Genomic DNA, 22,377 nt, shown 5'->3' with positions numbered 1-22,377 from the left:
CCTCTCCGACTCGGCCGGCCGGAACGGTCCCTGTCTTGCATGTTGAGGTCATCTCGTCCCCGCAAAAAGTGCGGGCACGCCTTCGACGCAGCCCGCAATTCCATTTGACAGCTAAAATGTATAAATTATACATTCGGCTGTCGCACGACAAATCTTGCGGGCAATGGGGCCTCTTCATGATCGAGCAGACGATGCCGGCTACGCGCGCGTTCAGCGTTCGACGCATGGTCGTCCGCGCTTCCAGCGCCCTGCTCGCCGTCGAGCGCATTGCATTGATGGGCCTGATGTACCTGCTCACCGGCCTGATCCTGGTCAACGTCGTCACCCGCTACTCGCATTTCCCGATCTACTGGATCGACGAATCTGCGGTCTATTGCGTGGTCTGGCTGACATTCGTCGGCGCCTCCGCGATGACGCGGCTGCGGCTCGATTTCGCGGTGACGATGCTGACGGAACGTCTGTCGCCCCGCGCCCAGAAGATCGCGAAGGTGATCTCGACCGGCCTCGTCGTGGTGTTCGGCCTCGCCCTGATCGTCACCTGCGTGCTCTGGATGGACCCGATTGGCCTCGCCCGCGCCGGCTTCGACGGGCGCAAGCTGGCGGCCCAGACCTTCAATTTCCTCTACACGGAGCATACCCAGACGCTGAACTGGCCGACCTGGGTGCTCTATCTGACGCTGCCGATTTTCGCGGTCTCGATGACCGTGCACGGTCTCGCCAACCTCCTGGAAGATCTCGAGCTGGTCCCGCGCACGGCGCCGAAGGGCTTTGCACTTTCCGAGCTCGACGGGGTCAACTGATGATCACGTCGGCAGCCTTCCTCGCCATCATGCTGGTCGGCGTGCCGATCGGCCTCTGCCTGTGCCTTGCGGGCCTCGTCTACATCGCGGCGTCCGGCAATCCGGTGCTGTTCCAGTCCTATCCTCTCCAGCTGTTCGGCGGCGTCGACAGCTACGGCTTGATCGCCATCCCGCTCTTCATCCTGATCGGCGAGATCATGAACGGCGGCGGCATCACGCGGCGCATCGTCGACATGGCGATGGCCTTCGTCGGCTCGCTCAAGGGCGGGCTCGCCTACGTCAACATCCTCGCCAACATGTTCATCTCCTCGATCCTGGGATCTGCGACCGCACAGGTTGCGATCATGGCCCAGATCATGGTCCCAGAGATGGAGAAGAAGGGCTACGACAAGACCTTCGCGGCAGGCTTGACCGCTTATGGCGGCATGCTCGGTCCGATCATTCCGCCCTCGGTGATGTTCGTGGTCTACAGCGTGCTGGCGCAGGTCTCGGTCAGCGACATGCTGATCGCCGGCATCGTGCCGGGCGTCATCCTCACCGTGATGTTCTGCGTCGTCATCGCGCTGATGGGATACGTCTACAACTATCCGCGCGCCGACTATCAGACGCCGCGCCAGCGCGTCATGACGATCCTGCGGACCTCGCCGACGCTGCTTATCCCGATCGTCATCGTCGGCACCATCTTGGGCGGCCTCGCCAACGCGACGGAATCCGCCGCTGTGGGCGCAGTCGCCGCGGTCCTGGTCGGAAAATACTGGACCAGGGAATTCGAATTCTCGCAGCTGCCGCAGATGATGCTGCGAAGCGCGATCTATGCGGCGATCGTGCTGTTCCTGGTGGCCGCCGCGGCGGTGTTCTCCTGGGTGCTGATCTTCGGCAAGGTGCCGCAGGAAACCGCCGCCTGGATCCAGACGGCCGCCAAGGATCCGATCAGCTTCATGCTGATCTGCAATGTGATCCTGCTGGTAATCGGCACTGTCATCGACGGCATTCCCGGCCTGATCATGACGGTGCCGATCCTGCTGCCGGTCGCGACCGACGTCTACCACATCGATCCCCGGCACTTTGGCGTCGTCGTGGTGATCAACCTCGTGCTCGGCCTGTTGTCGCCGCCGGTCGGGCTCTGCTTCTTCGTCGCGGCCGCCGTCACCGGCGCCAAGCCCGGCAAGATGTTCATGGTGACGCTGCCCTTCTTCGTCATCTCCTGCGTCCTGCTGGTGCTGCTCTCACTCTATCCGTCGCTCTCGCTGATCCTCGTCAAATAGGCCCGTCCAAAAGGAAGCCCGACCATGCCGCTTTCACGCCGCCGCTTTCTCGCAGCCAGTGCCGCCCTGCCGCTGTTCGCGCCTTCGCTGGCGCTCGCCCAGGCCAAGGAATTCCGCCTCGGCCTGATTACGCCCAACGGCCATTCCTGGAACAAGGCTGCGCTCAAGTTCGGCGACGATCTCAAGGCAGCTACCAACGGCCGCTTGACCCTGACCGTGTTCCACTCCGGCCAACTCGGCAACGAGCCCGCGATGATGCAGCAATTGCAGTCCGGCGCCCTCGATATGGGCTTCATCCAGGCCGCGGAGCTCGGCTCGCGTGTGCCGCACATCGCAGCGATCAACGCGCCCTACATCGTCCGCTCGACGCCCGCGGTGGCGAAATTCGTGCGGCATCCAGCGGCCGTCAAACTCTTCGAGGTGCTGCCGCAGGAGACCGGAACGATCGGGCTCGGCTGGGGCATCACCGGCATGCGCGCCGTGTTCTCCTCCAAGGACCTGAATTCGCTCGCCGATATCAAGGGCATGAAGCTGCGGATCAATCCGACCCCGGTCTATCGCGATTTCTATTCCTCGCTCGGCGCCGCGCCAACGCCGATCCCGACGCCGCAGGTATTCGATGCGATGGCCAACGGTCAGGTCGACGGCCTCGAGGCGGACCTCGAATTCTCCTGGAACCAGCGCTTCGACAAGGTGTCGAAGGTGATCCTGCAGATGAACGCCGTCTTCATGCCGATGGCCGCGGTGGTCTCGGGCCGGGTCTGGCAGTCGCTTCCCGCCGCCGACCGCGAGCTGATCGCCAAGACCGTCAAATCTACGCTGGATGCGCAGATCGACGAGTTGGCCTCCAACGAGCCCGCACTGATCGAGAATTTCCGCAACGCCCCGATCCCGATCCGCCAAGTGCCGGCCGGCGATACCGAAGCTGTCATTGCCGAGTTCGACAAGATCTGGCTTCCCAAGGCACCTGTGCTCGCCGAGCTGCGCAAGGTCGGCGCCACGCTCTGATCTCACCCGCCATCCCCTTCAAAACACCCGGCGGATCCAGCCCCCCGCCGGCAAAATCCACTCGGAGTAAAACCATGAGCCGCCGTGTTTCCTGGGAAGGCGTCTTCCCGGCCGTCACCACGCAATTCCACGACGATCTCTCGCTCGACATCGACGCGACCGCGAAGGTCATGGACGGGCTGATCCGCGACGGCGTTTCCGGCCTGATCGTCTGCGGCTCGGTCGGCGAGAACACCTCGCTGGAGCGCAAGGAGAAGGTCGCGATCATGGAGACGGCGAAATCGGTCGCCGCCGGCCGCGTGCCCGTGCTGTGCGGTATCGCCGAATTCACCACGGCCTTCGCGGTCGAAACCACGAAGGAGGCCGCCCGCGTCGGCATCGACGGCGTGATGGTGATGCCGGCCCTGGTCTATTCGTCCAAGCCGCACGAGACCGCCGCGCATTTCCGTGCCGTCGCCACCGCGACAGATCTGCCGGTGATGCTCTACAACAATCCGCCCATCTACAAGAACGACGTCACTCCCGACATCCTGACCACGCTCGCCGACGTCGAGACCGTCGTCTGCTTCAAGGATTCCTCCGGCGACACAAGACGCTTCATCGACACCAGGAACATGGTCGGCGATCGCTTCGTGCTGTTCGCCGGCCTCGACGACGTCATCGTCGAGAGCATCGCCATGGGCGCCGTAGGGTGGGTCTCCGGCATGTCCAACGCCTTCCCGCGCGAAGGCGAGACGCTGTTTCGCCTGGCCAAGGCAGGACGCCTAGCCGAGGCGATGCCGCTCTACGAATGGTTCATGCCGCTCTTGCATCTCGATGCGCGCCCGGACCTCGTCCAGTGCATCAAGCTGTGCGAGCACATCATGGGTCGCGGCACCGCGCTGACGCGCCCGCCCCGCCTTGCGCTGCTGCCGCAGGAGAAGGCCGATGTCGAGGCGATGATGGCCAAGGCGCTCAAGAGCCGGCCGCGCCTGCCGGATGTCGGGCTGAAGGCAGCCTAGGCGAAGGTTTCGTAGGGTGGGCAAAGCGGAGCGTGCCCACCACTCACCAACGAGATCATGGAGAGATGGTGGGCACGGCGCTACGCGCCTTTGCCCACCCTACGAAGCGCCACGCTTCCTCTTAGCATTCAGCGCGGACGCCACGCGGCTCACCGGCGGCTTGCCCAGTACACCGCTCATCTCGTTCGTCGCCGCCAGCAGCCGGTCCATATCAACGCCGGTCCTGAGCCCCATGCCCTCTAGCATATAGACGACATCCTCGGTCGCGACATTGCCGGTCGCGCCCGGCGCGTAGGGGCAGCCGCCGAGACCGCCAGCGGCGGCGTCGATGACGCGGATGCCCTGCTCCATCCCCGCATAGAGATTGGCGAGCGCCTGGCCGTAGGTGTCGTGGAAATGCATCGCGAGATTGGCGGGAGGGATGTTGGCGCTGACCGCCCGCAGCATCTCTTTGGCTTTGGCCGGCGTGCCGACGCCAATGGTGTCGCCGAGCGAGATCTCGTAGCAGCCGAGCTCCCACAGCGTGCTGGCGAGATCGGCCACCGCCTTCGGCTTGATCTCACCGTCGAACGGACAACCGAGCACGCATGAGATGTAGCCGCGTACCTTGATGCCATCGGCCTTGGCGCGTGCCAGCACCGGCTTGAACCGTTCGATGGATTCCGCGACCGTGCAATTGATGTTGGCCCGCGAAAAGCCCTCGGAGGCAGCGGCGAACACCGAGACGATCTTGGCGCCGGCCGCGCGCGCGGCGTCATAGCCCTTCTCGTTCGGCACCAGGACGTGGAACTCGGCGCCGGTCAGGTGGCTGACACCGCGCAGCACGGCGTCCGAGCTCGCCATCTGCGGGATCGCCTTGGGCGAGACGAAGGCGCCGACCTCGACTGTATTGAGGCCGGCCGCGACCAGCGCCTCGATGAAGGCGATGCGGGCCTCGACGCTGACCGCCGTCTTCTCGTTCTGCAGGCCGTCGCGCGGCCCCATTTCGATGATGCGGACCTGATCGCTCATCTCATTCTCCGGAAGGCTCGACCACGGCGAGCTCGACGCCCTCCTGGACGATGTCGCCGACCTTGCATTTGATGGACTTCAGCACGCCGGCATAGGGCGCGCGCAGCGTCTGCTCCATCTTCATCACTTCCAGCGTCAGGATCGGCGCGCCCTTCTCGAGCTTGGCCCCCTCCTCCGCCAGCACGGCGACGACGGTGCCCGGCAAGGGCGCCGCGATCTTGTCCGCGCCGGCCTGCTCCTCCATCTCGCCGCCGAACGGATCAACCCAATGCAGGTCGAATCGCCCGTTGCGCGTGCGCAAATACAGCTCATGGCCGTCGATCACGGCCGCGACCGACGTTTTGACGCCGTCGAGCGTCAGATCGAAGCCGCCGTCCTTCACCACGATCGTGAACGCCAGCTCGCGCTCGCCGATCACCAGTGTGGACGGGCCGCTGCCGTAGTTCAGCCTAACCTTCTGCTCCGGCCCGTGGTCAACGCGGAACGCAAAGCTGCGCTGGCGGCGGCCGACCGGCATCCAGCCAAAGGTCTGCCAGGGCGAGCTCGCCTCGCCTTGCGCGGCCTGCCGCTCGTCCTTGATCACAGCAGCTACCGCGGCGCAGAGCTCGAGCTCGCCTGGCGCCGGGGGTGCCTGCGTCAGCACCGCCAGCTCGCGCTCGATGAAGCCGGTGTCGATCGCATTCGCCCGTACCTTCGGATGCGTGATCAGTGCGGAGAGGAACGGGATGTTGGTCACGATGCCGCGAACGTCTGAGTCCTCAAGCCCGCGGTTCAGCCGCTCGATCGCGACATCCCGCGTCGGCGCCCAGGCGATCATCTTCGCTAGCATCGCATCATAGTACGGCGAGACCGTATCGCCCTCCCGATAGCCAGAGTCGATGCGCAGCCCCCCGGTTTCCGCCGGCAGGCGCCAGGTCGAGATCTTTCCGACGGACGGCATGAAGTTCTTGGTCGGGTTCTCCGCGTAGACCCGAGCCTCGACGGCATGTCCGTTGAGCTTGATCTGATCTTGTTTGAGCGGCAGCGCTTCGCCGAAGGCGACGCGCAACTGCCACTCGACCAGGTCGATCCCGGTGATCAGCTCGGTCACGGGATGCTCGACCTGGAGACGGGTGTTCATCTCGATGAAGAACACGTCCTTGCCGTCGGAGACGAACTCGATGGTGCCGGCGCCGACATAGTTCACCGCGCCCGCTGCTTTTCGCGCAGCGGCGCAGACCGTCTCGCGCTGGGCTGGATTGAGGGTCGGCGACGGCGCCTCCTCGATCACCTTCTGGTGGCGGCGCTGCAAGGTGCATTCGCGCTCGAACAGCGACAGCAGATTGCCATGGCTGTCGCCGATTATCTGCACCTCGATATGCCGGGGATTGTCGACGTATTTTTCGATCAGCATGCGGTCGTCGCCGAACGCGGCCTTGGCCTCGCGCTTGGCGCTGACGATCGCCGGCGCAAGCTCGTCGGCCGAGCGAACGATCCGCATACCACGCCCGCCGCCGCCGGCGGACGCCTTCACCAGAATGGGGAAACCGACCTTCTCGGCGGCCTTCGCCAGTGTCGCATCGTCCTGGGCCTCTCCGTGATAGCCGGGCACCAGCGGCACGCCGGCCTTTTCCATCAGCGCCTTGGAGCCGGACTTCGAGCCCATCGCCGTCATCATCGCAGCGGTCGGGCCAACGAAGACCAGGCCCGCATCGAAGCAGGCCTGCGCAAACTCGGCATTCTCCGACAGGAAGCCATAGCCAGGATGGATCGCCTCCGCGCCGGTCTTGCGCGCGGCCTCGATCAGCCGCTCGACGTTGAGATAGCTGTCGCGGGCGCGTGCGGGCCCGAGCAACACGGCCTCGTCGGCGAGCGCGACATGCATCGCGTCACGGTCCGCCTCGGAATAGACCGCGACCGTGCGCAGGCCCATGGTGCGCGCGGTGCGGATGACGCGGCAGGCGATCTCGCCACGGTTGGCGATCAGGAGGGTGCGAAAACGCCGGTAGAGCTTTGAGCGGTCCATCGCATCACATCCTGAACAGGCCGAATTTCGTCGGCTCGATCGGCGCATTCGACGCCGCCGAGAGGCCGAGGCCGAGCACCAGCCTTGTATCGGCCGGGTCGATCACGCCGTCATCCCAGAGACGCGCGGTCGCGTAATACGGGTGCCCCTGGCTCTCATATTGCGCGCGGATCGGCTTGCGGAATTTATCTTCGTCTTCTTTCGACCAGCTGTCGCCCTTGGCCTCGATATTGTCGCGCCGGACCTGGCTCAGCACCATCGAGGCCTGCTCGCCGCCCATCACCGAGATGCGGGCGTTAGGCCACATCCACAGGAAGCGCGGCGAGTAGGCGCGGCCGCACATGCCGTAATTGCCGGCGCCGTAGGAGCCGCCGATCACGACGGTGAACTTCGGCACCGACGCGGTCGCGACCGCCGTCACCAGCTTGGCGCCGTCGCGCGCGATGCCGCCGGCTTCGTATTTCTTGCCGACCATGAAGCCCGTGATGTTCTGCAGGAACACCAGCGGAATGCCGCGCTGGCAGCACAGCTCGATGAAATGCGCCCCCTTCAGCGAACTTTCACTGAAGAGGATGCCGTTGTTGGCGATGATGCCGACCGGAAAACCCCAGATGTGGGCGAAGCCGCACACCAGCGTCGTGCCGTAGAGCTTCTTGAACTCGTCGAACTCGGAACCATCAACGACGCGCGCAATGATGTCGCGCACGTCGAACGGCTTGCGTCCGTCGACGGGGACCACGCCGTAGATCTCCTCCGCCGCGAACAAGGGATCACGCGGCGGATGCATGTTGAGGTTCGGTCGCACCGATGGCTTCAGCGTGCCGACGATGCGGCGGGCGATGCCGATCGCGTGCGCGTCGTTCTGGGCGTAATGATCGGTCACACCCGATTGCCGCGAATGCACGTCGGCGCCGCCGAGTTCCTCGGCGGTCACCACTTCGCCCGTCGCGGCCTTCACCAGCGGCGGCCCGCCGAGGAAGATCGTGCCCTGGTTGCGCACGATGATGCTTTCGTCCGACATTGCCGGGACATAGGCGCCGCCGGCGGTGCAGGAGCCCATCACGATGGCGATCTGCGGGATGCCTTGCGAGGACATCTGGGCCTGGTTGTAGAAGATGCGGCCAAAGTGACGCTCGTCCGGAAAGATCTCATCCTGCAGCGGCAGGAAGGCGCCGCCGGAATCGACCATGTAGACGCAGGGAAGATTGTTCTGCCGCGCCACGTCCTGCGCGCGCAGATGCTTCTTCACGGTCATGGGATAATAGGTGGCGCCCTTGATGGTCGCGTCATTGGCGACGATCACGCATTCGCGGCCAGCGATGCGCCCGACCCCGGTGACGACGCTCGCCGAATGCACGTCGCCGCCATAGAGGCCGTAGGCCGCGAGCGGCGACAGCTCCATGAACGCGGTGCCGGGATCGACCAGGAGGTCGACACGCTCGCGCGCCAGCATCTTGCCGCGTGAGGTGTGGCGGTTGCGCGAGACCTCACCGCCGCCGCCGGCGACCTGGCTCAGCTTTTCGCGCAGATCCGCGACGAGGGTGCGCATGGCCTCGGAATTGCGCGCAAAGTCCGACGAAGACGTATCGATGCTGGAATGGAGCGGCATGTTGATTCCAATTGCGTGAAGTTTTTAAGCCGTCTCAGCCATCAATTCGCGACCGATCAGCATGCGCCGGACCTCCGAGGTGCCAGCGCCGATCTCGTAGAGCTTTGCATCGCGCCACAGGCGTCCGACCGGAAATTCGGAGGTGTAGCCGACCCCGCCCAGCGCCTGGATCGCCTCGCCCGCCATCCACGTCGCCTTCTCGGCGGAATAGAGGATCGCAGCGGCGGCGTCCTTGCGCAAGCTGCGCGCGTGATCGGCGCGGTCGCAGGCACGCCCCACCGCATAGACATAGGCGCGCGTGGCCTGCCAAGTCGCATACATGTCGGCAAGCTTGCCCTGCATGAGTTGGAAGTCGCCGATCGGCTGCCCGAACTGCTTGCGCTCGTGCATGTAGGGCACCACCGCGTCCATGCAGGCCGCCATGATCCCGAGCGGACCGCCCGAAAGGACCGTGCGCTCATAGTCGAGGCCGGACATCAGCACCCTGACGCCCTCGCCGACCTTGCCAAGCACGTTCTCCTCCGGCACCTCGCATTCGTCGAAGAACAGCGGATAGGTGTTGGAGCCGCGCATGCCGAGCTTGTCGAGATGCTGGCCGTGGCTGAAGCCCTTCGTCCCCTTCTCGACCAGGAAGGCGGTCATGCCGCGCGGGCCCGCTTCCGGATCGGTCTTGGCATAGACCACCAGCACGTCGGCATCGCCGCCATTGGTGATCCACATCTTCGAGCCGTTGAGCACGTAACGGTCGCCGCGCTTGTCGGCGCGCAGCTTCATCGAGACGACGTCTGAGCCGGCGCCGGGCTCGGACATCGCGAGCGCGCCGACAAACTCGCCGGAGATCAGCTTTGGCAGATAGCGCTCGCGCTGCGCATCATTGCCGTTGCGGCGGATCTGGTTGACGCAGAGGTTGGAGTGCGCGCCGTAGGAGAGCCCGACCGCGGCCGAGCCGCGCGAGATCTCCTCCATCGCGACGATATGGGCGAGATAGCCCATGTTGGAGCCGCCATATTGCTCCGGCGCCGTCATGCCGAGCAGGCCGAGGTCGCCGAAGCGCTTCCAGAGGTCCGCCGGGAACAGATTGGCTTTCTCGATATCGGCGGCACGCGGGGCGATCTCCGCCTCCACGAAAGCGCGTAGCGTGTCGCGCAGCATGCTGATGTCTTCGCCCAGATCGAAATCGATGCTCGGGATATTCAAGGCGATTCCTCCGTCTTTTGGGGACCGAACCTAGCGGCATCGGGGCCCTTCTGCGGTCGAAAAGGTTGCATTTCCCGCCAAACTTGGCGAGGATTTTCCCAGAGGATGTCCGATGCCTTTTCAAGTCGCAACCGCGATCCCGCGCCGCGCCGTGACCCCTGCCGCCTTCGTCCGCGGTGTCGTTGCCGCTTACGAGCGCTACGGCCGCGATCCGACCGAGGCGCTGAGCCGGGGTCAGGTAACGCCAGACCTTGTCAATTCTCCGGATGGGCGGGTCACGGCCGGCCAGTTCGAGGCGCTGGCGGGCCACGCCATGCGCGAGCTCGATGACGAGGCGCTCGGCTGGTTCTCGCGCCGGCTGCCCTTCGGCACCTACGGCATGCTGTGCCGCGCCTCGATCACGGCCCCGACGCTGGAGGTCGCGCTCAAGCGCTGGTGCCGGCACCATCGTCTCCTCACCGAGGACGTGCTGCTCGATCTCGCGGTCGTCGAGGAAACGGCGGTCGTGTCCATCCGCGAGCTGCGCGACCTCGGGCCTTTGCGCGAATTCTGCCTGGTCACCCTGCTCCGCTACGTTCTCGGTTTTTCCTGCTGGGCTGTGGATTCCAGGATCGCGCTCCGCGCCGCGGAGTTTCCGTACCCCGAGCCCGGCCATGTCTCGGTCTATCCGACCATCTTTTGCCGAAACATCCGCTTCGATGCGGACCGAGCTTCCATCACCTTCGACAAGCATTATCTGTCGCTGCCGCTCACCCGTAGCGCGGCGGACCTCGACAACATGCTCAAGGGCGCGCTGCGGCTGACCGTGCTACCCTATCGGCGTGACCGGCTCCTGGTCGAGCGCGTTCGCCGCGTGCTCCGCAATGCACGCGGACGCAGCCTCGGAGCCGAGGATGTCGCAAGCGAGCTAGCACTCTCCACCCGCACCATGCATCGGCGCCTGCGCGATGAAGCGACCTCACTGCGCGATCTCAAGGAAGAGGCAAAATTCGAGCTCGCCAAGCAGGAGCTGATGCGCGGTCGTAACCCGATCAAGCGGATCGCGGAGATCGCGGGCTTCCGCAACGAGAAGAGCTTTTCCCGCGCCTTCCGCACCTGGGCCGGCGCCTCACCGCGCGAGTTTCGCGGCAGGTACCGCTGACGGTATCGCTGACGCGCGGGCTGTCATGCTGTTGCGGCCTCCGAGATCCAACTCGGAGGCCGCAACATTTCGAAACCGGTCTCGATCAGTTCGAGTTGGTCTGCCCACCCGGGCGAAGCTTGGTGCGCGACTGCGTCTGCTTCGGCTGGAAGGCAAGCGCGTCGGTCGACGTCTTCGCGCCGCCGCTCTGCGAGCACGAGCCGCCGATGCCGCCCGCCGCGGCCCGGCAGGCCTCCATCGTCGGATAGCCGCAGCCGTGTGCGGCCTGGGCGCCATTGGTGATGCAGTAGTCTTCTGCCTGGGCAGCCGGCGCGGTCATCATGAGAAACGCAGATGCAAACAGCGTCGCAGCGGATGCGACGAACGTCTTCGAGGTCGGGGTCATGTTGTCTTTTCCTGCTTCAGGGTCCCACAAAAGAGGCCTCGGCATGCGACGCAGGCTGAGGTTCACAGCTCGCATGTAGGCCGGCGCCAGGAACCGGCAATCACGGCTCGGCGCATTGCAGAACTTCCTAAATCACATGTCACAGTTAGGTGAGTTACTTATGTTTTATCCGTCTTATCCGAACGCCTTGGCCCCGTCCCCGCCGAACTATCCTGCCGCCACGATCTCCTGCAACGGCAGCGGCACGTCCTTCGCCACGCCCAACACCGGGAAGCTGCGGACGTTCTTCACGTTCGGCATCGCTGCGAAATGCAGGAGCTGCTGGCGCATGCTCTCGACGCTCGGCGCCACGCATTTGAGAAGATAGTCGGTGTCGCCCGAAATCCGCCAGCACTGCTGGATGCGCGGGATTGCGGCGATCGAGCTCTCGAACGCCGCCAGCACCGGCTGCGCCTGGCTGCCGAGCTGGATCGAGACGAACGACACCACCTCGTAGCCGAGCAGCCGCTCGTCGATGACGGCGCGCACCGCCCGGATCACGCCGCGACTGAACAGCGATTTCAGCCGCCTCACGCAGTTAGGCCCGGACACCCCGACGCGCAGCGCCAGCTCGTTGTTGCGAACCCGCCCGTCCTGCTGCAATTCGGAGAGTATTTTCAGATCGACGCCGTCGAGCTGGTCACGCCCGGCCATAGCCCACCTCGTCATGGTCGTCTCATGCGAGGCAGCGAAGCACGGGGCGGAATGGCTGCCAAGGGCAGGACGGTGGGAAGAACCGGCGTGGTTGACCGAGCTTGTCCCGGCAGTCCGCGGCTTTTCACGCGCAGGCTAAAACGTAGATGCCCGGGACGACCCGGCTCCGCCAAGGCTTTCGCCGGGCATTCGGCGTTGGGCCGGCGAAGCTTCAGCGAAGACGGCAAGCCCGGGTACGACGAGAGGCTCGACGCGCGGTCCGCCCTCAATGCGTCCAGGGCTCGCCGCGGCGGAACGAGAAATTGTCCGCATAGGCGACTGGACGGCGCACCGATTCCTTCGGCTCGATGACCTGGTAGGCGATGCCCTTGCGCTCGCAATAGGCGACCGCCTCTTCCTTGCTGTGGAAGTGCAGCGTGATCTGCTGCTTCATGTCGCCGGACGAGGTCCAGCCCATCAGCGGCTCGACCGCGCGCGGCTGCTCGGGCTCATAGTCGAGCTGCCATTCCTTGGTCTTGGACCGGCCGGATTGCATCGCGTTCTTGGCGGGCTTGAAAATGCGTGCGGTCATGGATGGTCCGGGCCTCTTGTTCGTCTTTTCGTTCGATTTCGATGCGTCACGGTAGCAGTTGGTGGAAACCGCGGGCATAGTATAGAGACACCTTTTGGGAACTGATCGGTGATTCCGGCCCCCGGGATGGCTCGCCGATGGGTATAATCATTATGCTGCATCGTGACAATTGCGTACCCGCCTTCCGCGCCGGGGGCTCGCCCGGCGCCTCTGCTTCGTTGACATCTCCCTGTCCGTCTCCTCCGAAAGCTCCCGTCGCATGTCCTTCCTGAACATCAACGCCACGCTCCCCGAGAAGGGCCGTGACCTCAGGCTCGACCTGTTTCGCGGCATTGCGAACTGGGCGATCTTCCTCGACCATATCCCCGACAACGTGGTGAACTGGATCACCACCCGCAATTACGGCTTTTCCGACGCCGCCGATCTGTTCGTCTTCATCTCCGGCTACACCGCCTCCTTCGTCTATGCGCGGATGATGCTCGAGCGCGGCTTCCTGGTCGGCGCCACGAGGCTGACCAAGCGGGTCTGGCAGCTCTACGTCGCCCACATCATCCTGTTCGTGATCTACATCGCCTCGATCAGCTACCTGGCGCTGCGCTTCGGCGATTCCGAGATGATCAACGAGTTCAACGTCGCCGGCCTGGTCGACAACGCCACCGAGACGCTGCGCCAGGGCCTGTTCCTGCGCTTTAAGCCACTCAATCTCGACGTGCTGCCACTCTATATCGTGTTGATGGGACTGTTTCCGCCGGTGCTCTGGTTCATGCTGCGCAAGCCGGACCTGACGATGGCACTGTCCATCGTGCTGTGGCTGACGGCGCGCCATTTCGGTTTGAACCTGAACGCCTATCCGGCCGGACAGTGGTACTTCAACCCGTATGCCTGGCAGGTGCTGTTCGTGTTCGGCGCCTGGTGCGCCCTGGGCGGCGCGCGGCGCTCGATGGCGCTGATCAATGCGCCGGTCACGCTCTGGCTCTGTCTCGGTTACATGCTGTTCGCGCTGGTCATGACCATGGCTGGTCGTTTCCCGACCCTCGGCGGCATGTTCCCGGAATGGCTGTTCTCGGCGTTCAACCCGAACGATAAGACCAACCTCGCGCCCTACCGCTTCATCCATTTCGTCGTGATCGTGATCCTGGTGATCCGCTTCGTGCCGAAGGACTGGCCGGGCCTGGAATGGAAAGGGTTCGACCCCATCATCGTGTGCGGCCAGCAGTCGCTCGCCGTGTTCTGCGTCGGCGTGTTCCTGTCCTTCGTCGGTCATTTCGAGCTGTCGATGAGCTCGGGCTCGCTGTTCGCGCAGATCTTCGTCAGCGTCGCCGGCATCGCGATCATGACGACGGTGGCCTATTACATCTCCTGGTCGAAGAAGCAGGACAAGCCGCTGAAGCCGCCGCCGCCCAAGCCTGCGGCCGCAAAGGCCGCTTGAAGGGCAGCAGCGATACCGCGCCGGATCCCAGCGACGCCGCGTCAGGCCGCCGCTTCGCTGTCGTACTCGGTAAACTTCTTGTAGATCCAGTCACGGCCGTCGTGGCGGCGCCAGACCTTGCCGTAAACCAGCTGCCCGTTGATCGAGCGGCGCGGCACGAACACGGTCCAGAGGTGCCAGATCTCGGTCCAGCTCGCCTGCGGACCGATGGTTCGGACGTTGCGATCGAAAGACATGATGCAGTACTCACGGGATACGAGCACTGCGACGAACTGTGATGCCGTGTGAGCACGAATTTCAGGCAGCCATCGCAAGCCGGATCGATCTGATAACAGTCACGAAGGCGGCCGCAACAACCGCTCGCCCTTAACCTAACCGATCAACCTTACTTCCTGTGAGCGCGCGGTAAGACCGGTTGAAAGCGGTCGCCGATTTTCCTAGACTGTGTGCGATTTGAGAATGAGCGCGTCGTTTTGAGGACGCGCGGTGATTTCCAGGCTGACGCGAATTTTTGAAAACGATTGACGGGCGGGGGCCACCACGATGAATTTGCAATGTGCATGTCTGCGCCTAGCGCTGCGATCGACGCCGCCTGCTCTGCCGGCGAAGACGCCGGAGCAAGAGTCCCGCAAAGCCGCCAACGACAATCAGCTGGCCTGGCCGTTCCTGCCGTTTCCGTTCGGCTGGTACGCGACGAACTGATGGTCGGAAAAGCGTAACGCCGCGCAAGCGGAATATCATCGCTTGGCGGCGTCCGTTAGGCATTGGGCGCTGAAATCCCCCAACACCTATATGTCTAGGGCGACGCCTAAAGGTTCGACAAAGTTTTACGATTTCCGCGCCGTCCGACCCGCCCAATGCCTTGAAAAATCGCGCAGAAGTCGCGTCGCGCGGGGAATGAGCGCCGAGGGTTTAGGATGGCTTTGGCAGCTCCGGGCGTCGGCACGGAACGCGCCGTGTCGGCTTGGGCGGGATCGCCATGCTCGGCTGGAGCTGCGCTCGCCTGGATCGCCTGTCGCTTCGCCGATTGGCTGTTGTTCTGAGGCGCGGGTCTGGTCCACCTCGGGACTGGTCGGGGCAGCTGGATTGGTTCTGCCCCGACCAAAAACTCAACAAATTCAATAAATGATTGAATCACAAAGGCTTATTAGGTAGGTGTAGCCCCATCAACTGTTACGACTCCGTATTACGAGGGGCTGATGGGACTGGCATCAAACATCCAACGGCGGGGCGGTTCCGCCGTCTATTACGTTCGGCTCGCGGTCCCCAAAAACCTACAATCGATCGTCGGCAAGAAAGAGATTTGGAAGAGCACCGGGGTTCGCGAGCCGAAGGCGGCGCGCATCGCCGCGCTGCCCATCCTGGCGAGGTTCAGGACGCAGTTTGAAGAGCTAGCCCAGCGGCAAGAGCCAACGCCCGGTGACCTACAGGCGGCCGTCTGGCGGCACTATGAAGCGGTTCTGGAATACGATCGCAGCGAGCGCGCGGCCATCCCGACATCGGCCCAGCTTGAGGCGGCCAAGAATCAGTTGATTGCCGACATTGACGTTGGGGCTGTCCCTTGGTCGGACGATCCCGGCGTTCAGCTCGGCGCGGCCGTGGACCTGATGGTGATGAAGGATGCGCCCGCCTATGCGCAGAAGCGGCGCGCCATCAAGCTGGCCCAGGTCCGCAAGCACATCGCCACAGGCGAGACCGGCGCGATCGAATGGGCGGCCGATGCAGTGATTGAGCGGGAGCGGCTGCTCATCGAAAAGGGCTCACCCGCCTATCGCGACCTTTGCCAGAAGCTACAGCGGGCCGAAATACAGGCCCTGGAACGCTCAGAGGAGCGCGACCGAGGAAACTGGTCCGGCACCCCTACCGATTCGGTCGTGGCGCCCGCAGATCCCACGGCGGGCCGCAAGAAGGCCGCCCCAGGCGAAAGCCTCTGGGAGCTCTATGACCGATTCGAGAGTGAGAAAAAGGCCTCAGTCAGCCTCGACACCTGGACGCAAAATCGGGTGATCGTCGGCCTGTTCTTTGAATTCATCGGCGAGAATTCGCACGTGTCGGCGATCACCCGGAAGGCCGTCCGCGACTGGAAGCACGCCCTCGCCTCTTGGCCGGTCAAGGCGCTCAAGATCAAAGAATTTCAGGGGATGACGTTCCGGAAGATCATTGAGGCAAACAAAACCATCGGCAAACCGAGGATCAGCGAGAACACCACCAACCGCTATTTGTCTGCGATCGCCGGCTTTTGCGAATGGCTGCTCAACAACGAGTTCATTGAGCAAGACGTGATCCGGGGCATGTTCCTCGCGATCGACAAGAAAAAGCAGAAGGTGTTTCCGTATTCGGACGATCAGTTGCGGACCATCTTCTCCTCGCCGCTGCTCACGCGCTGCGCTGGCGACGACCAGGAACACAAGCCCGGTGACGTTGCGGTCAGAGATTGGCGTTATTGGTTGCCGCTGATCGCGATATATACCGGCGCGCGCCTGGGTGAGCTGGCGCAGTTGATGACGGCCGACGTTCGCCAGTTGCATGGCGTCTGGATTTTTCACATCACTCGGGAGGGCTCGCGGTTGAAGTCCACCAAAACGGCGGGATCAATGCGTGTGGTGCCCGTCCATAGCGAGCTAATCAAGCTGGGCTTCCTCGACTACCACGCGGCCATGGTCGCGCGCGGCGAGGCTCAGCTATTCCCCGAATTGAAGCCGGACACTCGGGGATTCTTCTCCCGGACGCCCTCCCGGTTCTACGCTGGCTACTTCAAGCGGATAGGCGTGAAGACCGACAAGCGCCACAATTTTCATAGCTTCCGGCATGGCGTCGCGGACGCCTTCCGGGCCGCTGGCTATCTTGACGAACAGCACGGCGTTTTGCTGGGGCACGCCAAGGCGACGACGACCGGTCGATACGGTATTATGCCGGAAGGCCCGCTGCGGGACCGCGTGACGATGATTGAGGCAATCAGGTATCCCGATCTTTGAAGGGCCTCAATTGCCCGATTTAGGGGCGTCTCGCTTCGCAATAGCTTCTAGCTTGGTCTCTGGCAGTGTCCCATACAGCTCCGCAATTTGCTTCGGCCGCGAGATCATCGCATCAGCAATAATGTTTATGAGGTGAAACAGCTTCATAGCTGTTTCGCGATCGTCCCGTAGGTCAATCTGACCAGGATGCACCGCCTCGTTCCCTATGACGCGGACGATATCCAACGCCTGCTGCAAACTCGTTTCCAGCCCTTTTCTCACAAGGCTCGCAATATCTGAATCGATGTTCTTTCCGGGCTCGCCAAGTTGGATACAAAGTTTCTGTACGCATAAACGTAAGAGCGCGGCCGCCCCTCTAGGCGACAGATCAAGGAGCTTGGCTGCTTCTCGGAAGTCCAATTTGATGTCGTCACCAAGGTCTTCATTCGGTTCGACAGCAAAGCTGGAAGGCGGAAACAGGGGCTTGTCGTATACCCAGAGAGCGAGAGCTTTGCAGCTATAACATTGGCTCACAAAGACATTCTCAAGATTCAAGCCGGACCATGTTCCTTTTTCTTGGTCATCGAAAAACGGAAGTTGCAGCAGCCGCTTTTCGAAAAATGCCACGAGGTTGGAACGCGTCTCACCTTCGATCGTCCTATCGTTTTTGATCTCCTCGACAATGCCGGCGCGCGGAACCCACGGCCGATTATCTTTCTCATACTCTTTAGCCGTGACGCGAAACCAGTCCTGGTGAGCAAGCGCTCCGCAGGAGGGGCAATTGAAAGAGTCTGACCCGACGGAAGGGGCTATTTTCTTTGAAGACACTGTAGCAATCCTGACAATAAAAAAACCTCGCGCAATTTAAGCGCGAGGTTTGATTCTGCACAACATTGCGGAGCTACTTGCGCACCAACTTTCGTATCAGATCGCGAGCCAGCCACCCCGGCCGCAGGTTTCCAAGTTGGTTATGCTCGCTGCCAAGGCCGGGAACGGTGACGGTCAGCATATTACCGTCTAGCTCCCACTCACCCGTGTAGGTTCGGCCACCGATCTCTACGGTTTCGCTCCCGGTTTTGGTGCTCATTGGCCCGCCTCCGCCGTCGCCAACAGCGCCGCTCCATAGATTTCCTTCGGCCAATAGTCGCCATCCACGCCAAGGCAGTGCTTGACCTCATTGTCAGTCATGCGACCGGTGACCGGGCACGGCTGCAAATAAGCAAGCCGCTCAGCCAACCTGGGACGGTCATGCAACAGCGGCCCCATTGCGATCTTGATCAGCTCAACGTCGCCCTGCCCGGCGACGTTCGTCACGCGCTCGACAATGATCGCGTAGAGAGAGTTAGGCAAAAAGCTTTCAGTCATGTCAGCCCCATTGATGATGCAACGGAACCGAGATGCTCGATTTCCCGACATCCGGCAAGCGCCCGACTTCGGTCAACACGAAAATGTAAGCCGGAGCTGATCATGGATGTGAATCCCGGCAAGGGCTTAGATCGCGAAAATAATTTCGCTATAAGCCGCTGCTTACAAAGGAGGAAACATGCCCAAATTCATCACCTACACCGGATACACCAACATCTTCGCCGATAAGGAAGGGCGCCGTTACCTCAGTGGCGTGATTCATCCGACCGCGAAGGCCGCTCTCGAAATCGCGCCCACTGACGGCGTTCCGGTGGCTGTTGTGCAGGTCATTTGGGACGAACCGGAGAATTCGACGCTTCCGCCCTGGTCGCTAAAATCCTGAGACAGTGAACTGACCGGTGCGAATTGTGTAACGCTGCGCCGCGCGTGACCGGGGCGACTCTGTAACGCAGCGTTACTGACCGGGGCGATTTGCAGCGTTACACGACCGGGGCAGCTTGACCCTAAGCGTTACATGACCGGGGCGATTCTCGGCCCTATGTAATTGAAAGCAGAAGAAATCATGACCGGGGCGATCCTGTAACGCTGTGTCGTCTAAGTAAGAGAAGAGAAGTAAGAGAGTATATCTATTAGATAGACGGCACGGCGTTACAGCCACTGCCCTGGTCAGGCTCACCCTCTCCGGAATGGAAGCGCTCTCGGTGACGGACGACTCGTCCCGGGATGCAAGCTCCTCCGCTATCAAAAGGCTCTCGTCGCGCCTGTAACTTTACAAATGCGAAAATCCGAAATTCCGCTTGCGCTTAATTTGAAACCGTGAGACTATAGTTGCGTCGGTGATCGCACGAGCAAACGTGATCTCGACCTTCAGAGCAACAATCGGGGAACTGCATCACGCATCCGCAATCAAGCGGACGCGCAACCCCTTTTGGTTATGTCTCTCACTTCGCGCTTCAAACAACTGATCGGTCTAGAAACGAAAGTCGCGCCCAGCCTTGCTGACGCGAGCGGCTTCTATTTCGACCTATTCGGCGCGAGCCCTACCCTTTCGGGCGTGACGGTCACCCCTCACACCGCAATGACCTGCGCGCCCGTGGCATGCGCTGTGCGGTCGATCAGCGAGGCGGCCGGTAGTTTGCCTTTGCACATTTACAGACAGCTTCCGGACGGCGGCAAAGAGAAGGCCCCCGAACACCCGCTCTACGGCCTTTTGCATGACGCGCCGAATACCTTCAGCCCGGCCGCGCTGTTTCGCACCCAGCTTATGGCCGACGCGCTGTTGCAGCCCTGGGGCGCTTTCGCGCTCATCAACCGCGTTGACGGCGGCAAGCCGGCTGAGCTGATCCGCCTTGATCCCCGGACCAATCCGGTTGCCGTGGACGACTCCGACATTGAGCCGACTTACAAGCTGGATGGTCGCGAGATCGCGGGCGCTGATCTCATCCATCTGCCGACCCCGGCTTATGACCCCCGCAAAGGCCTGGTTGGCGAAGGCCGGGAAGCCATCGCGCTCGCGCTAGTTCTGGAACGTTATGCAGCTAGGCTGTTCGGCAAAGGCGCCCGTCCCAGCGGCGTGCTCACGTCAAAAGGCAATGCTACGGCTGAGGCAATCGCGAAGGTGGCCACGGCTTGGAACGCTGCCCACGGTGGCAACAAGTCGGGCGGCACCGCGATCTTGCCCGCTGATTTCAACTGGCAAGCCCTGACGTTTAGCAGCGTTGATGCTCAGTTCCTCGAAATGCGGACCTATGCAGTCGCCGAAATCGCCCGACTCTGGCGCGTCCCGCTGCATATGTTGATGCAGGTTGATCGCGCTCAGCCGCGATCGATTGAAGCCATCGGTCAAGAATTCCTCTCGCAAGCCCTCTTGCCCCGGCTCAAGTCTTTCGAGCAAGAGCTTGAGTTGAAGCTTCTGACCCCAAAAGAGCGGAAGCAATACTGCATCGAATTCAACGTGGATGGCTTCGCTCGCGCCGATCTTCTCGCGCGCGCCCAGGCGCTCAGCGCCACCGTCTCCGCTCGCATCCTGAACCCGAACGAAGCACGCCAACTCGGCTTTGGCTACCCGGCGTATGAGGGTGGCGAAACCTTCGAAAATCCCAACACCAGCAGCGCACATTCCGGCGGCAAGCTCAACGGCAACGATCAAGCGGAGGCCGCATGAGAACCGTTTATCTGCACGGCGCCCTTGGCGACGAATTCCGCGAGAGCTTCCGTTTCGAGATCGACACGGCGGCGGAAGCCGTGCGCGCGCTCAACTGTGCTTTCCCCAACACATTCCTCAAGGCTCTTGAGGGCAGCTCCTATCGCGTGGTGCGCGGCGATCTCGATAACGGTATGGAGCTTGACCTTGAGCTTGTGACCAGCTTGCGGCTTGGCGCTGCCGATCTGCATTTCATCCCAGTCGCTGCCGGCGCGATGACCCAGGGCGCCAAGGGCACCACGAAGCTTGTTCTGGGCACTGCTCTTGTCGGCGCAGCCATTTTTGCTTCTGGCGGCACGCTCGCCACGCCCCTCGCCTCGTCTGGCCTTCTCAGCGGTATGACCTGGGGCAACATCGCCTTGGTTGGCGTCGGCCTCGCCCTTGCCGGTGTCTCCACGTTGCTCACCAAAACGTCCGAACAAACGGGCGGCTCCAACGATGTTTCTGTTGCCGGCGCTGCACAGGGCGAAACCGGACAGCAGGGCAGCGCCATTCCGCTGATCTACGGCGAGGTGCTGACGCCCGGCATCACGATCTCCGTCGCCTCGCAGGTCGAAGATATCGACGTTTACGCCAACTCAGCCGGTTCGATCGAAGAGGCGTTCGGCGAAAACCCTGCATATTGGGGCAACGAAGCATGACGCCGTACATCGCATTCTTTGGCGACGGCGAGCACTCATTCCGGCTCACGAAGCGCGAGATCGAAGAGCTTCAAGTCAAGTGCGGCTCCGGTATCGGCGCGATCGCAAACCGCTTGTTCGCGCGCAACTTCGCCCAGGCCGACATCAACGAAACCATCCGCCTTGCCCTGATCGGCGGCGGCATGACGCCCAAGCGCGCCCATGAACTGGTTGTGGCGTATGTCGAAGGTCGCCCCCTCATCGAAACATACGAACTCGCTGCGAAGATCCTTGAGCGGACCCTTTGCGGCAATCCCAGCGAAAAGGAACAACTGAAGTGAGCTTCGCCACGGGCACACCTATTACCGAAGACAATCCGCTACCGACGGTTTCAGTCGTCGGATTGCGAGATGACCAAGGCACGCTGATCCTACCGGACAACTATTCGCAGCACTTTGAATACAACGATGATGGAAAGATCACGTCAGTATCATTCTCCAATGGCGTGGATACCTGGACCCAGTTCTACGAATACAACGGTGCTGGTCGTCTCGCTGATATCAGCTCGTGGATCAAACTCATCATCGAGGAAGGTGGCGAGGACTGAAAATGGCGAACCTCGACCGTCTTGAAGTCAAAGCGACGCTGAGCGTCACCGACGAAGGTGAAATCACCGGCATCGCTTGGCCGTTCAATGCTGGCCCCGATAGCTATGGCGACCTCATCCAAAAAGGCGCGTTCAACATCGCTGTCAGCGACATGCCGATTCTTTTCAATCACGACCCCAGCGACCTAATCGGCACTTGGACGGAAGTGAAAGAGACAGACGAAGGCTTGATGGTGAAAGGTAAGCTGCACATGGATCGGCCGCGCGCCCGTTCTGTGCTCGCCATGATCCGAGGCCAACTCGCCAGTGGCCTCAGCATCGGCTTCCGAACCAAGACCGCGATCAAGCAAGGCGCCCGGCGCCTCATTACTGCGCTCGACGTGTTCGAAACGTCGATCGTGCGCAACCCCGCTCATCCCCGTGCCCGGGTCACCGGCACGAAATCCGACGACGCGGCGCGTGCCGTGGCCGATCTCATCAAGCGTTTCACGGCAACGCTGAAATCTTAGGAGC

The 22,377-nt window shown here is 62.4% G+C and carries 24 protein-coding genes; 13 read left to right on the top strand and 11 right to left on the bottom strand.

Features of this window, described 5'->3' with window-relative positions:
- Positions 1-191: 191 nt before the first annotated feature.
- From AC0L20_RS29660 to AC0L20_RS29645, 4 genes are all read left to right on the top strand, one after another.
- Positions 192-800 carry a TRAP transporter small permease gene (locus AC0L20_RS29660; RefSeq protein ID WP_473294195.1) on the top strand — a complete coding sequence of 203 codons (609 nt, stop codon included), beginning with the start codon at positions 192-194 and terminating at the stop codon, positions 798-800.
- The gene (locus AC0L20_RS29655; protein WP_473294157.1) at positions 800-2,065 is read left to right on the top strand and encodes a TRAP transporter large permease; all 1,266 of its coding nucleotides are present in this window, start codon (positions 800-802) and stop codon (positions 2,063-2,065) included. Before AC0L20_RS29660 ends, AC0L20_RS29655 begins: the two co-directional genes overlap by 1 nt.
- A gap of 24 nt (positions 2,066-2,089) precedes the next feature.
- Positions 2,090-3,073, top strand: coding sequence for a TRAP transporter substrate-binding protein (locus AC0L20_RS29650; RefSeq protein WP_473294156.1), 984 nt, complete (start codon positions 2,090-2,092; stop codon positions 3,071-3,073).
- Between the two features lie 74 nt (positions 3,074-3,147).
- Positions 3,148-4,074: a dihydrodipicolinate synthase family protein gene (locus AC0L20_RS29645; RefSeq protein WP_473294155.1), complete on the top strand. Its 927-nt coding sequence runs from the start codon at positions 3,148-3,150 to the stop codon at positions 4,072-4,074.
- Between the two features lie 99 nt (positions 4,075-4,173).
- Here AC0L20_RS29645 and AC0L20_RS29640 read toward each other — a convergent pair whose 3' ends face one another.
- Genes AC0L20_RS29640 through AC0L20_RS29625 form a run of 4 tightly spaced genes read right to left on the bottom strand, consistent with a single transcriptional unit; the run spans position 4,174 to position 9,851 of the window.
- Positions 4,174-5,085: a hydroxymethylglutaryl-CoA lyase gene (locus tag AC0L20_RS29640; RefSeq protein ID WP_473294154.1), complete on the bottom strand. Its 912-nt coding sequence runs from the start codon at positions 5,083-5,085 to the stop codon at positions 4,174-4,176.
- Position 5,086: 1 nt separating this feature from the next.
- A complete protein-coding gene (locus AC0L20_RS29635) occupies positions 5,087-7,090 on the bottom strand; it encodes an acetyl/propionyl/methylcrotonyl-CoA carboxylase subunit alpha (RefSeq protein ID WP_473294153.1) in 2,004 nt (667 codons plus the stop codon).
- 4 nt (positions 7,091-7,094) lie between these two features.
- Complete coding sequence (locus AC0L20_RS29630) at positions 7,095-8,699, bottom strand: carboxyl transferase domain-containing protein (RefSeq protein ID WP_473294152.1); 1,605 nt, start codon at positions 8,697-8,699, stop codon at positions 7,095-7,097.
- 24 nt (positions 8,700-8,723) lie between these two features.
- Positions 8,724-9,851 carry an isovaleryl-CoA dehydrogenase gene (locus AC0L20_RS29625; protein WP_473294194.1) on the bottom strand — a complete coding sequence of 376 codons (1,128 nt, stop codon included), beginning with the start codon at positions 9,849-9,851 and terminating at the stop codon, positions 8,724-8,726.
- 157 nt (positions 9,852-10,008) lie between these two features.
- On the opposite strand from AC0L20_RS29625, the gene AC0L20_RS29620 reads away from it, so the two are divergent.
- Positions 10,009-11,037 carry an AraC family transcriptional regulator gene (locus AC0L20_RS29620; protein WP_473294151.1) on the top strand — a complete coding sequence of 343 codons (1,029 nt, stop codon included), beginning with the start codon at positions 10,009-10,011 and terminating at the stop codon, positions 11,035-11,037.
- 85 nt (positions 11,038-11,122) lie between these two features.
- Here AC0L20_RS29620 and AC0L20_RS29615 read toward each other — a convergent pair whose 3' ends face one another.
- The 3 genes from AC0L20_RS29615 to AC0L20_RS29605 all read right to left on the bottom strand — a co-directional run bounded on the left by AC0L20_RS29615 (position 11,123) and on the right by AC0L20_RS29605 (position 12,686).
- A complete protein-coding gene (locus AC0L20_RS29615; protein ID WP_027569935.1) occupies positions 11,123-11,422 on the bottom strand; it encodes a DUF3551 domain-containing protein in 300 nt (99 codons plus the stop codon).
- Positions 11,423-11,629: 207 nt separating this feature from the next.
- Positions 11,630-12,115 carry an Lrp/AsnC family transcriptional regulator gene (locus AC0L20_RS29610; RefSeq protein WP_456769635.1) on the bottom strand — a complete coding sequence of 162 codons (486 nt, stop codon included), beginning with the start codon at positions 12,113-12,115 and terminating at the stop codon, positions 11,630-11,632.
- Between the two features lie 265 nt (positions 12,116-12,380).
- Positions 12,381-12,686 carry an ETC complex I subunit gene (locus AC0L20_RS29605; RefSeq protein WP_007591346.1) on the bottom strand — a complete coding sequence of 102 codons (306 nt, stop codon included), beginning with the start codon at positions 12,684-12,686 and terminating at the stop codon, positions 12,381-12,383.
- A gap of 259 nt (positions 12,687-12,945) precedes the next feature.
- On the opposite strand from AC0L20_RS29605, the gene AC0L20_RS29600 reads away from it, so the two are divergent.
- The gene (locus tag AC0L20_RS29600) at positions 12,946-14,115 is read left to right on the top strand and encodes an OpgC domain-containing protein (RefSeq protein WP_473294149.1); all 1,170 of its coding nucleotides are present in this window, start codon (positions 12,946-12,948) and stop codon (positions 14,113-14,115) included.
- A 41-nt stretch (positions 14,116-14,156) separates the two neighbouring features.
- On the opposite strand, the gene AC0L20_RS29595 is transcribed toward AC0L20_RS29600, so the two are convergent.
- The gene (locus AC0L20_RS29595) at positions 14,157-14,351 is read right to left on the bottom strand and encodes a hypothetical protein (RefSeq protein WP_007591350.1); all 195 of its coding nucleotides are present in this window, start codon (positions 14,349-14,351) and stop codon (positions 14,157-14,159) included.
- A gap of 963 nt (positions 14,352-15,314) precedes the next feature.
- Here AC0L20_RS29595 and AC0L20_RS29590 point away from each other — a divergent pair.
- Positions 15,315-17,090, top strand: coding sequence for a DUF6538 domain-containing protein (locus AC0L20_RS29590; RefSeq protein WP_473294147.1), 1,776 nt, complete (start codon positions 15,315-15,317; stop codon positions 17,088-17,090).
- 6 nt (positions 17,091-17,096) lie between these two features.
- Here AC0L20_RS29590 and AC0L20_RS29585 read toward each other — a convergent pair whose 3' ends face one another.
- The 3 genes from AC0L20_RS29585 to AC0L20_RS29575 all read right to left on the bottom strand — a co-directional run bounded on the left by AC0L20_RS29585 (position 17,097) and on the right by AC0L20_RS29575 (position 18,434).
- Complete coding sequence (locus AC0L20_RS29585; protein WP_473294146.1) at positions 17,097-17,897, bottom strand: DUF4145 domain-containing protein; 801 nt, start codon at positions 17,895-17,897, stop codon at positions 17,097-17,099.
- A gap of 73 nt (positions 17,898-17,970) precedes the next feature.
- On the bottom strand, positions 17,971-18,156 hold the full coding sequence (locus AC0L20_RS29580; protein ID WP_473294145.1) for a hypothetical protein: 186 nt from the start codon (positions 18,154-18,156) through the stop codon (positions 17,971-17,973).
- Positions 18,153-18,434, bottom strand: coding sequence for a hypothetical protein (locus AC0L20_RS29575; protein WP_473294144.1), 282 nt, complete (start codon positions 18,432-18,434; stop codon positions 18,153-18,155). Before AC0L20_RS29575 ends, AC0L20_RS29580 begins: the two co-directional genes overlap by 4 nt.
- A 178-nt stretch (positions 18,435-18,612) precedes the next feature.
- On the opposite strand from AC0L20_RS29575, the gene AC0L20_RS29570 reads away from it, so the two are divergent.
- The 6 genes from AC0L20_RS29570 to AC0L20_RS29545 all read left to right on the top strand — a co-directional run bounded on the left by AC0L20_RS29570 (position 18,613) and on the right by AC0L20_RS29545 (position 22,373).
- The gene (locus AC0L20_RS29570; RefSeq protein WP_473294143.1) at positions 18,613-18,816 is read left to right on the top strand and encodes a hypothetical protein; all 204 of its coding nucleotides are present in this window, start codon (positions 18,613-18,615) and stop codon (positions 18,814-18,816) included.
- Between the two features lie 552 nt (positions 18,817-19,368).
- A complete protein-coding gene (locus tag AC0L20_RS29565; RefSeq protein ID WP_473294142.1) occupies positions 19,369-20,598 on the top strand; it encodes a phage portal protein in 1,230 nt (409 codons plus the stop codon).
- A gap of 80 nt (positions 20,599-20,678) precedes the next feature.
- Entirely contained in the window at positions 20,679-21,278 is a 600-nt protein-coding gene (locus AC0L20_RS29560) for a hypothetical protein (RefSeq protein WP_473294141.1), read from the top strand.
- On the top strand, positions 21,275-21,598 hold the full coding sequence (locus AC0L20_RS29555) for a gene transfer agent family protein (protein WP_473294140.1): 324 nt from the start codon (positions 21,275-21,277) through the stop codon (positions 21,596-21,598). Before AC0L20_RS29560 ends, AC0L20_RS29555 begins: the two co-directional genes overlap by 4 nt.
- Positions 21,595-21,864: a hypothetical protein gene (locus tag AC0L20_RS29550; RefSeq protein ID WP_473294139.1), complete on the top strand. Its 270-nt coding sequence runs from the start codon at positions 21,595-21,597 to the stop codon at positions 21,862-21,864. The genes AC0L20_RS29555 and AC0L20_RS29550 overlap by 4 nt, the downstream gene beginning before the upstream one ends.
- Positions 21,865-21,866: 2 nt before the next feature.
- Positions 21,867-22,373, top strand: coding sequence for an HK97 family phage prohead protease (locus AC0L20_RS29545; RefSeq protein ID WP_473294138.1), 507 nt, complete (start codon positions 21,867-21,869; stop codon positions 22,371-22,373).
- Positions 22,374-22,377: the final 4 nt, after the last annotated feature.

The sequence above is a fragment of the Bradyrhizobium sp. Kon58 genome (assembly GCF_055807455.1).
Note: the sequence above shows the minus strand (reverse complement) of the source record. Positions and strands in the feature narration are given on the sequence as shown.

What these genes read in the sequence shown, in the direction of transcription:
- AC0L20_RS29580 (WP_473294145.1), bottom strand. Translation starts at nt 18,156, where the DNA reads ATGAGCACCAAAACCGGGAGCGAAACCGTAGAGATCGGTGGCCGAACC.
- AC0L20_RS29655 (WP_473294157.1), top strand. Translation starts at nt 800, where the DNA reads ATGATCACGTCGGCAGCCTTCCTCGCCATCATGCTGGTCGGCGTGCCG.
- AC0L20_RS29545 (WP_473294138.1), top strand. Translation starts at nt 21,867, where the DNA reads ATGGCGAACCTCGACCGTCTTGAAGTCAAAGCGACGCTGAGCGTCACC.
- AC0L20_RS29635 (WP_473294153.1), bottom strand. Translation starts at nt 7,090, where the DNA reads ATGGACCGCTCAAAGCTCTACCGGCGTTTTCGCACCCTCCTGATCGCC.
- AC0L20_RS29605 (WP_007591346.1), bottom strand. Translation starts at nt 12,686, where the DNA reads ATGACCGCACGCATTTTCAAGCCCGCCAAGAACGCGATGCAATCCGGC.
- AC0L20_RS29555 (WP_473294140.1), top strand. Translation starts at nt 21,275, where the DNA reads ATGACGCCGTACATCGCATTCTTTGGCGACGGCGAGCACTCATTCCGG.
- AC0L20_RS29660 (WP_473294195.1), top strand. Translation starts at nt 192, where the DNA reads ATGCCGGCTACGCGCGCGTTCAGCGTTCGACGCATGGTCGTCCGCGCT.
- AC0L20_RS29630 (WP_473294152.1), bottom strand. Translation starts at nt 8,699, where the DNA reads ATGCCGCTCCATTCCAGCATCGATACGTCTTCGTCGGACTTTGCGCGC.
- AC0L20_RS29615 (WP_027569935.1), bottom strand. Translation starts at nt 11,422, where the DNA reads ATGACCCCGACCTCGAAGACGTTCGTCGCATCCGCTGCGACGCTGTTT.
- AC0L20_RS29600 (WP_473294149.1), top strand. Translation starts at nt 12,946, where the DNA reads ATGTCCTTCCTGAACATCAACGCCACGCTCCCCGAGAAGGGCCGTGAC.
- AC0L20_RS29570 (WP_473294143.1), top strand. Translation starts at nt 18,613, where the DNA reads ATGCCCAAATTCATCACCTACACCGGATACACCAACATCTTCGCCGAT.
- AC0L20_RS29595 (WP_007591350.1), bottom strand. Translation starts at nt 14,351, where the DNA reads ATGTCTTTCGATCGCAACGTCCGAACCATCGGTCCGCAGGCGAGCTGG.
- AC0L20_RS29645 (WP_473294155.1), top strand. Translation starts at nt 3,148, where the DNA reads ATGAGCCGCCGTGTTTCCTGGGAAGGCGTCTTCCCGGCCGTCACCACG.
- AC0L20_RS29650 (WP_473294156.1), top strand. Translation starts at nt 2,090, where the DNA reads ATGCCGCTTTCACGCCGCCGCTTTCTCGCAGCCAGTGCCGCCCTGCCG.
- AC0L20_RS29610 (WP_456769635.1), bottom strand. Translation starts at nt 12,115, where the DNA reads ATGGCCGGGCGTGACCAGCTCGACGGCGTCGATCTGAAAATACTCTCC.
- AC0L20_RS29620 (WP_473294151.1), top strand. Translation starts at nt 10,009, where the DNA reads ATGCCTTTTCAAGTCGCAACCGCGATCCCGCGCCGCGCCGTGACCCCT.
- AC0L20_RS29575 (WP_473294144.1), bottom strand. Translation starts at nt 18,434, where the DNA reads ATGACTGAAAGCTTTTTGCCTAACTCTCTCTACGCGATCATTGTCGAG.
- AC0L20_RS29625 (WP_473294194.1), bottom strand. Translation starts at nt 9,851, where the DNA reads ATGCTGCGCGACACGCTACGCGCTTTCGTGGAGGCGGAGATCGCCCCG.
- AC0L20_RS29565 (WP_473294142.1), top strand. Translation starts at nt 19,369, where the DNA reads ATGTCTCTCACTTCGCGCTTCAAACAACTGATCGGTCTAGAAACGAAA.
- AC0L20_RS29640 (WP_473294154.1), bottom strand. Translation starts at nt 5,085, where the DNA reads ATGAGCGATCAGGTCCGCATCATCGAAATGGGGCCGCGCGACGGCCTG.
- AC0L20_RS29590 (WP_473294147.1), top strand. Translation starts at nt 15,315, where the DNA reads ATGGGACTGGCATCAAACATCCAACGGCGGGGCGGTTCCGCCGTCTAT.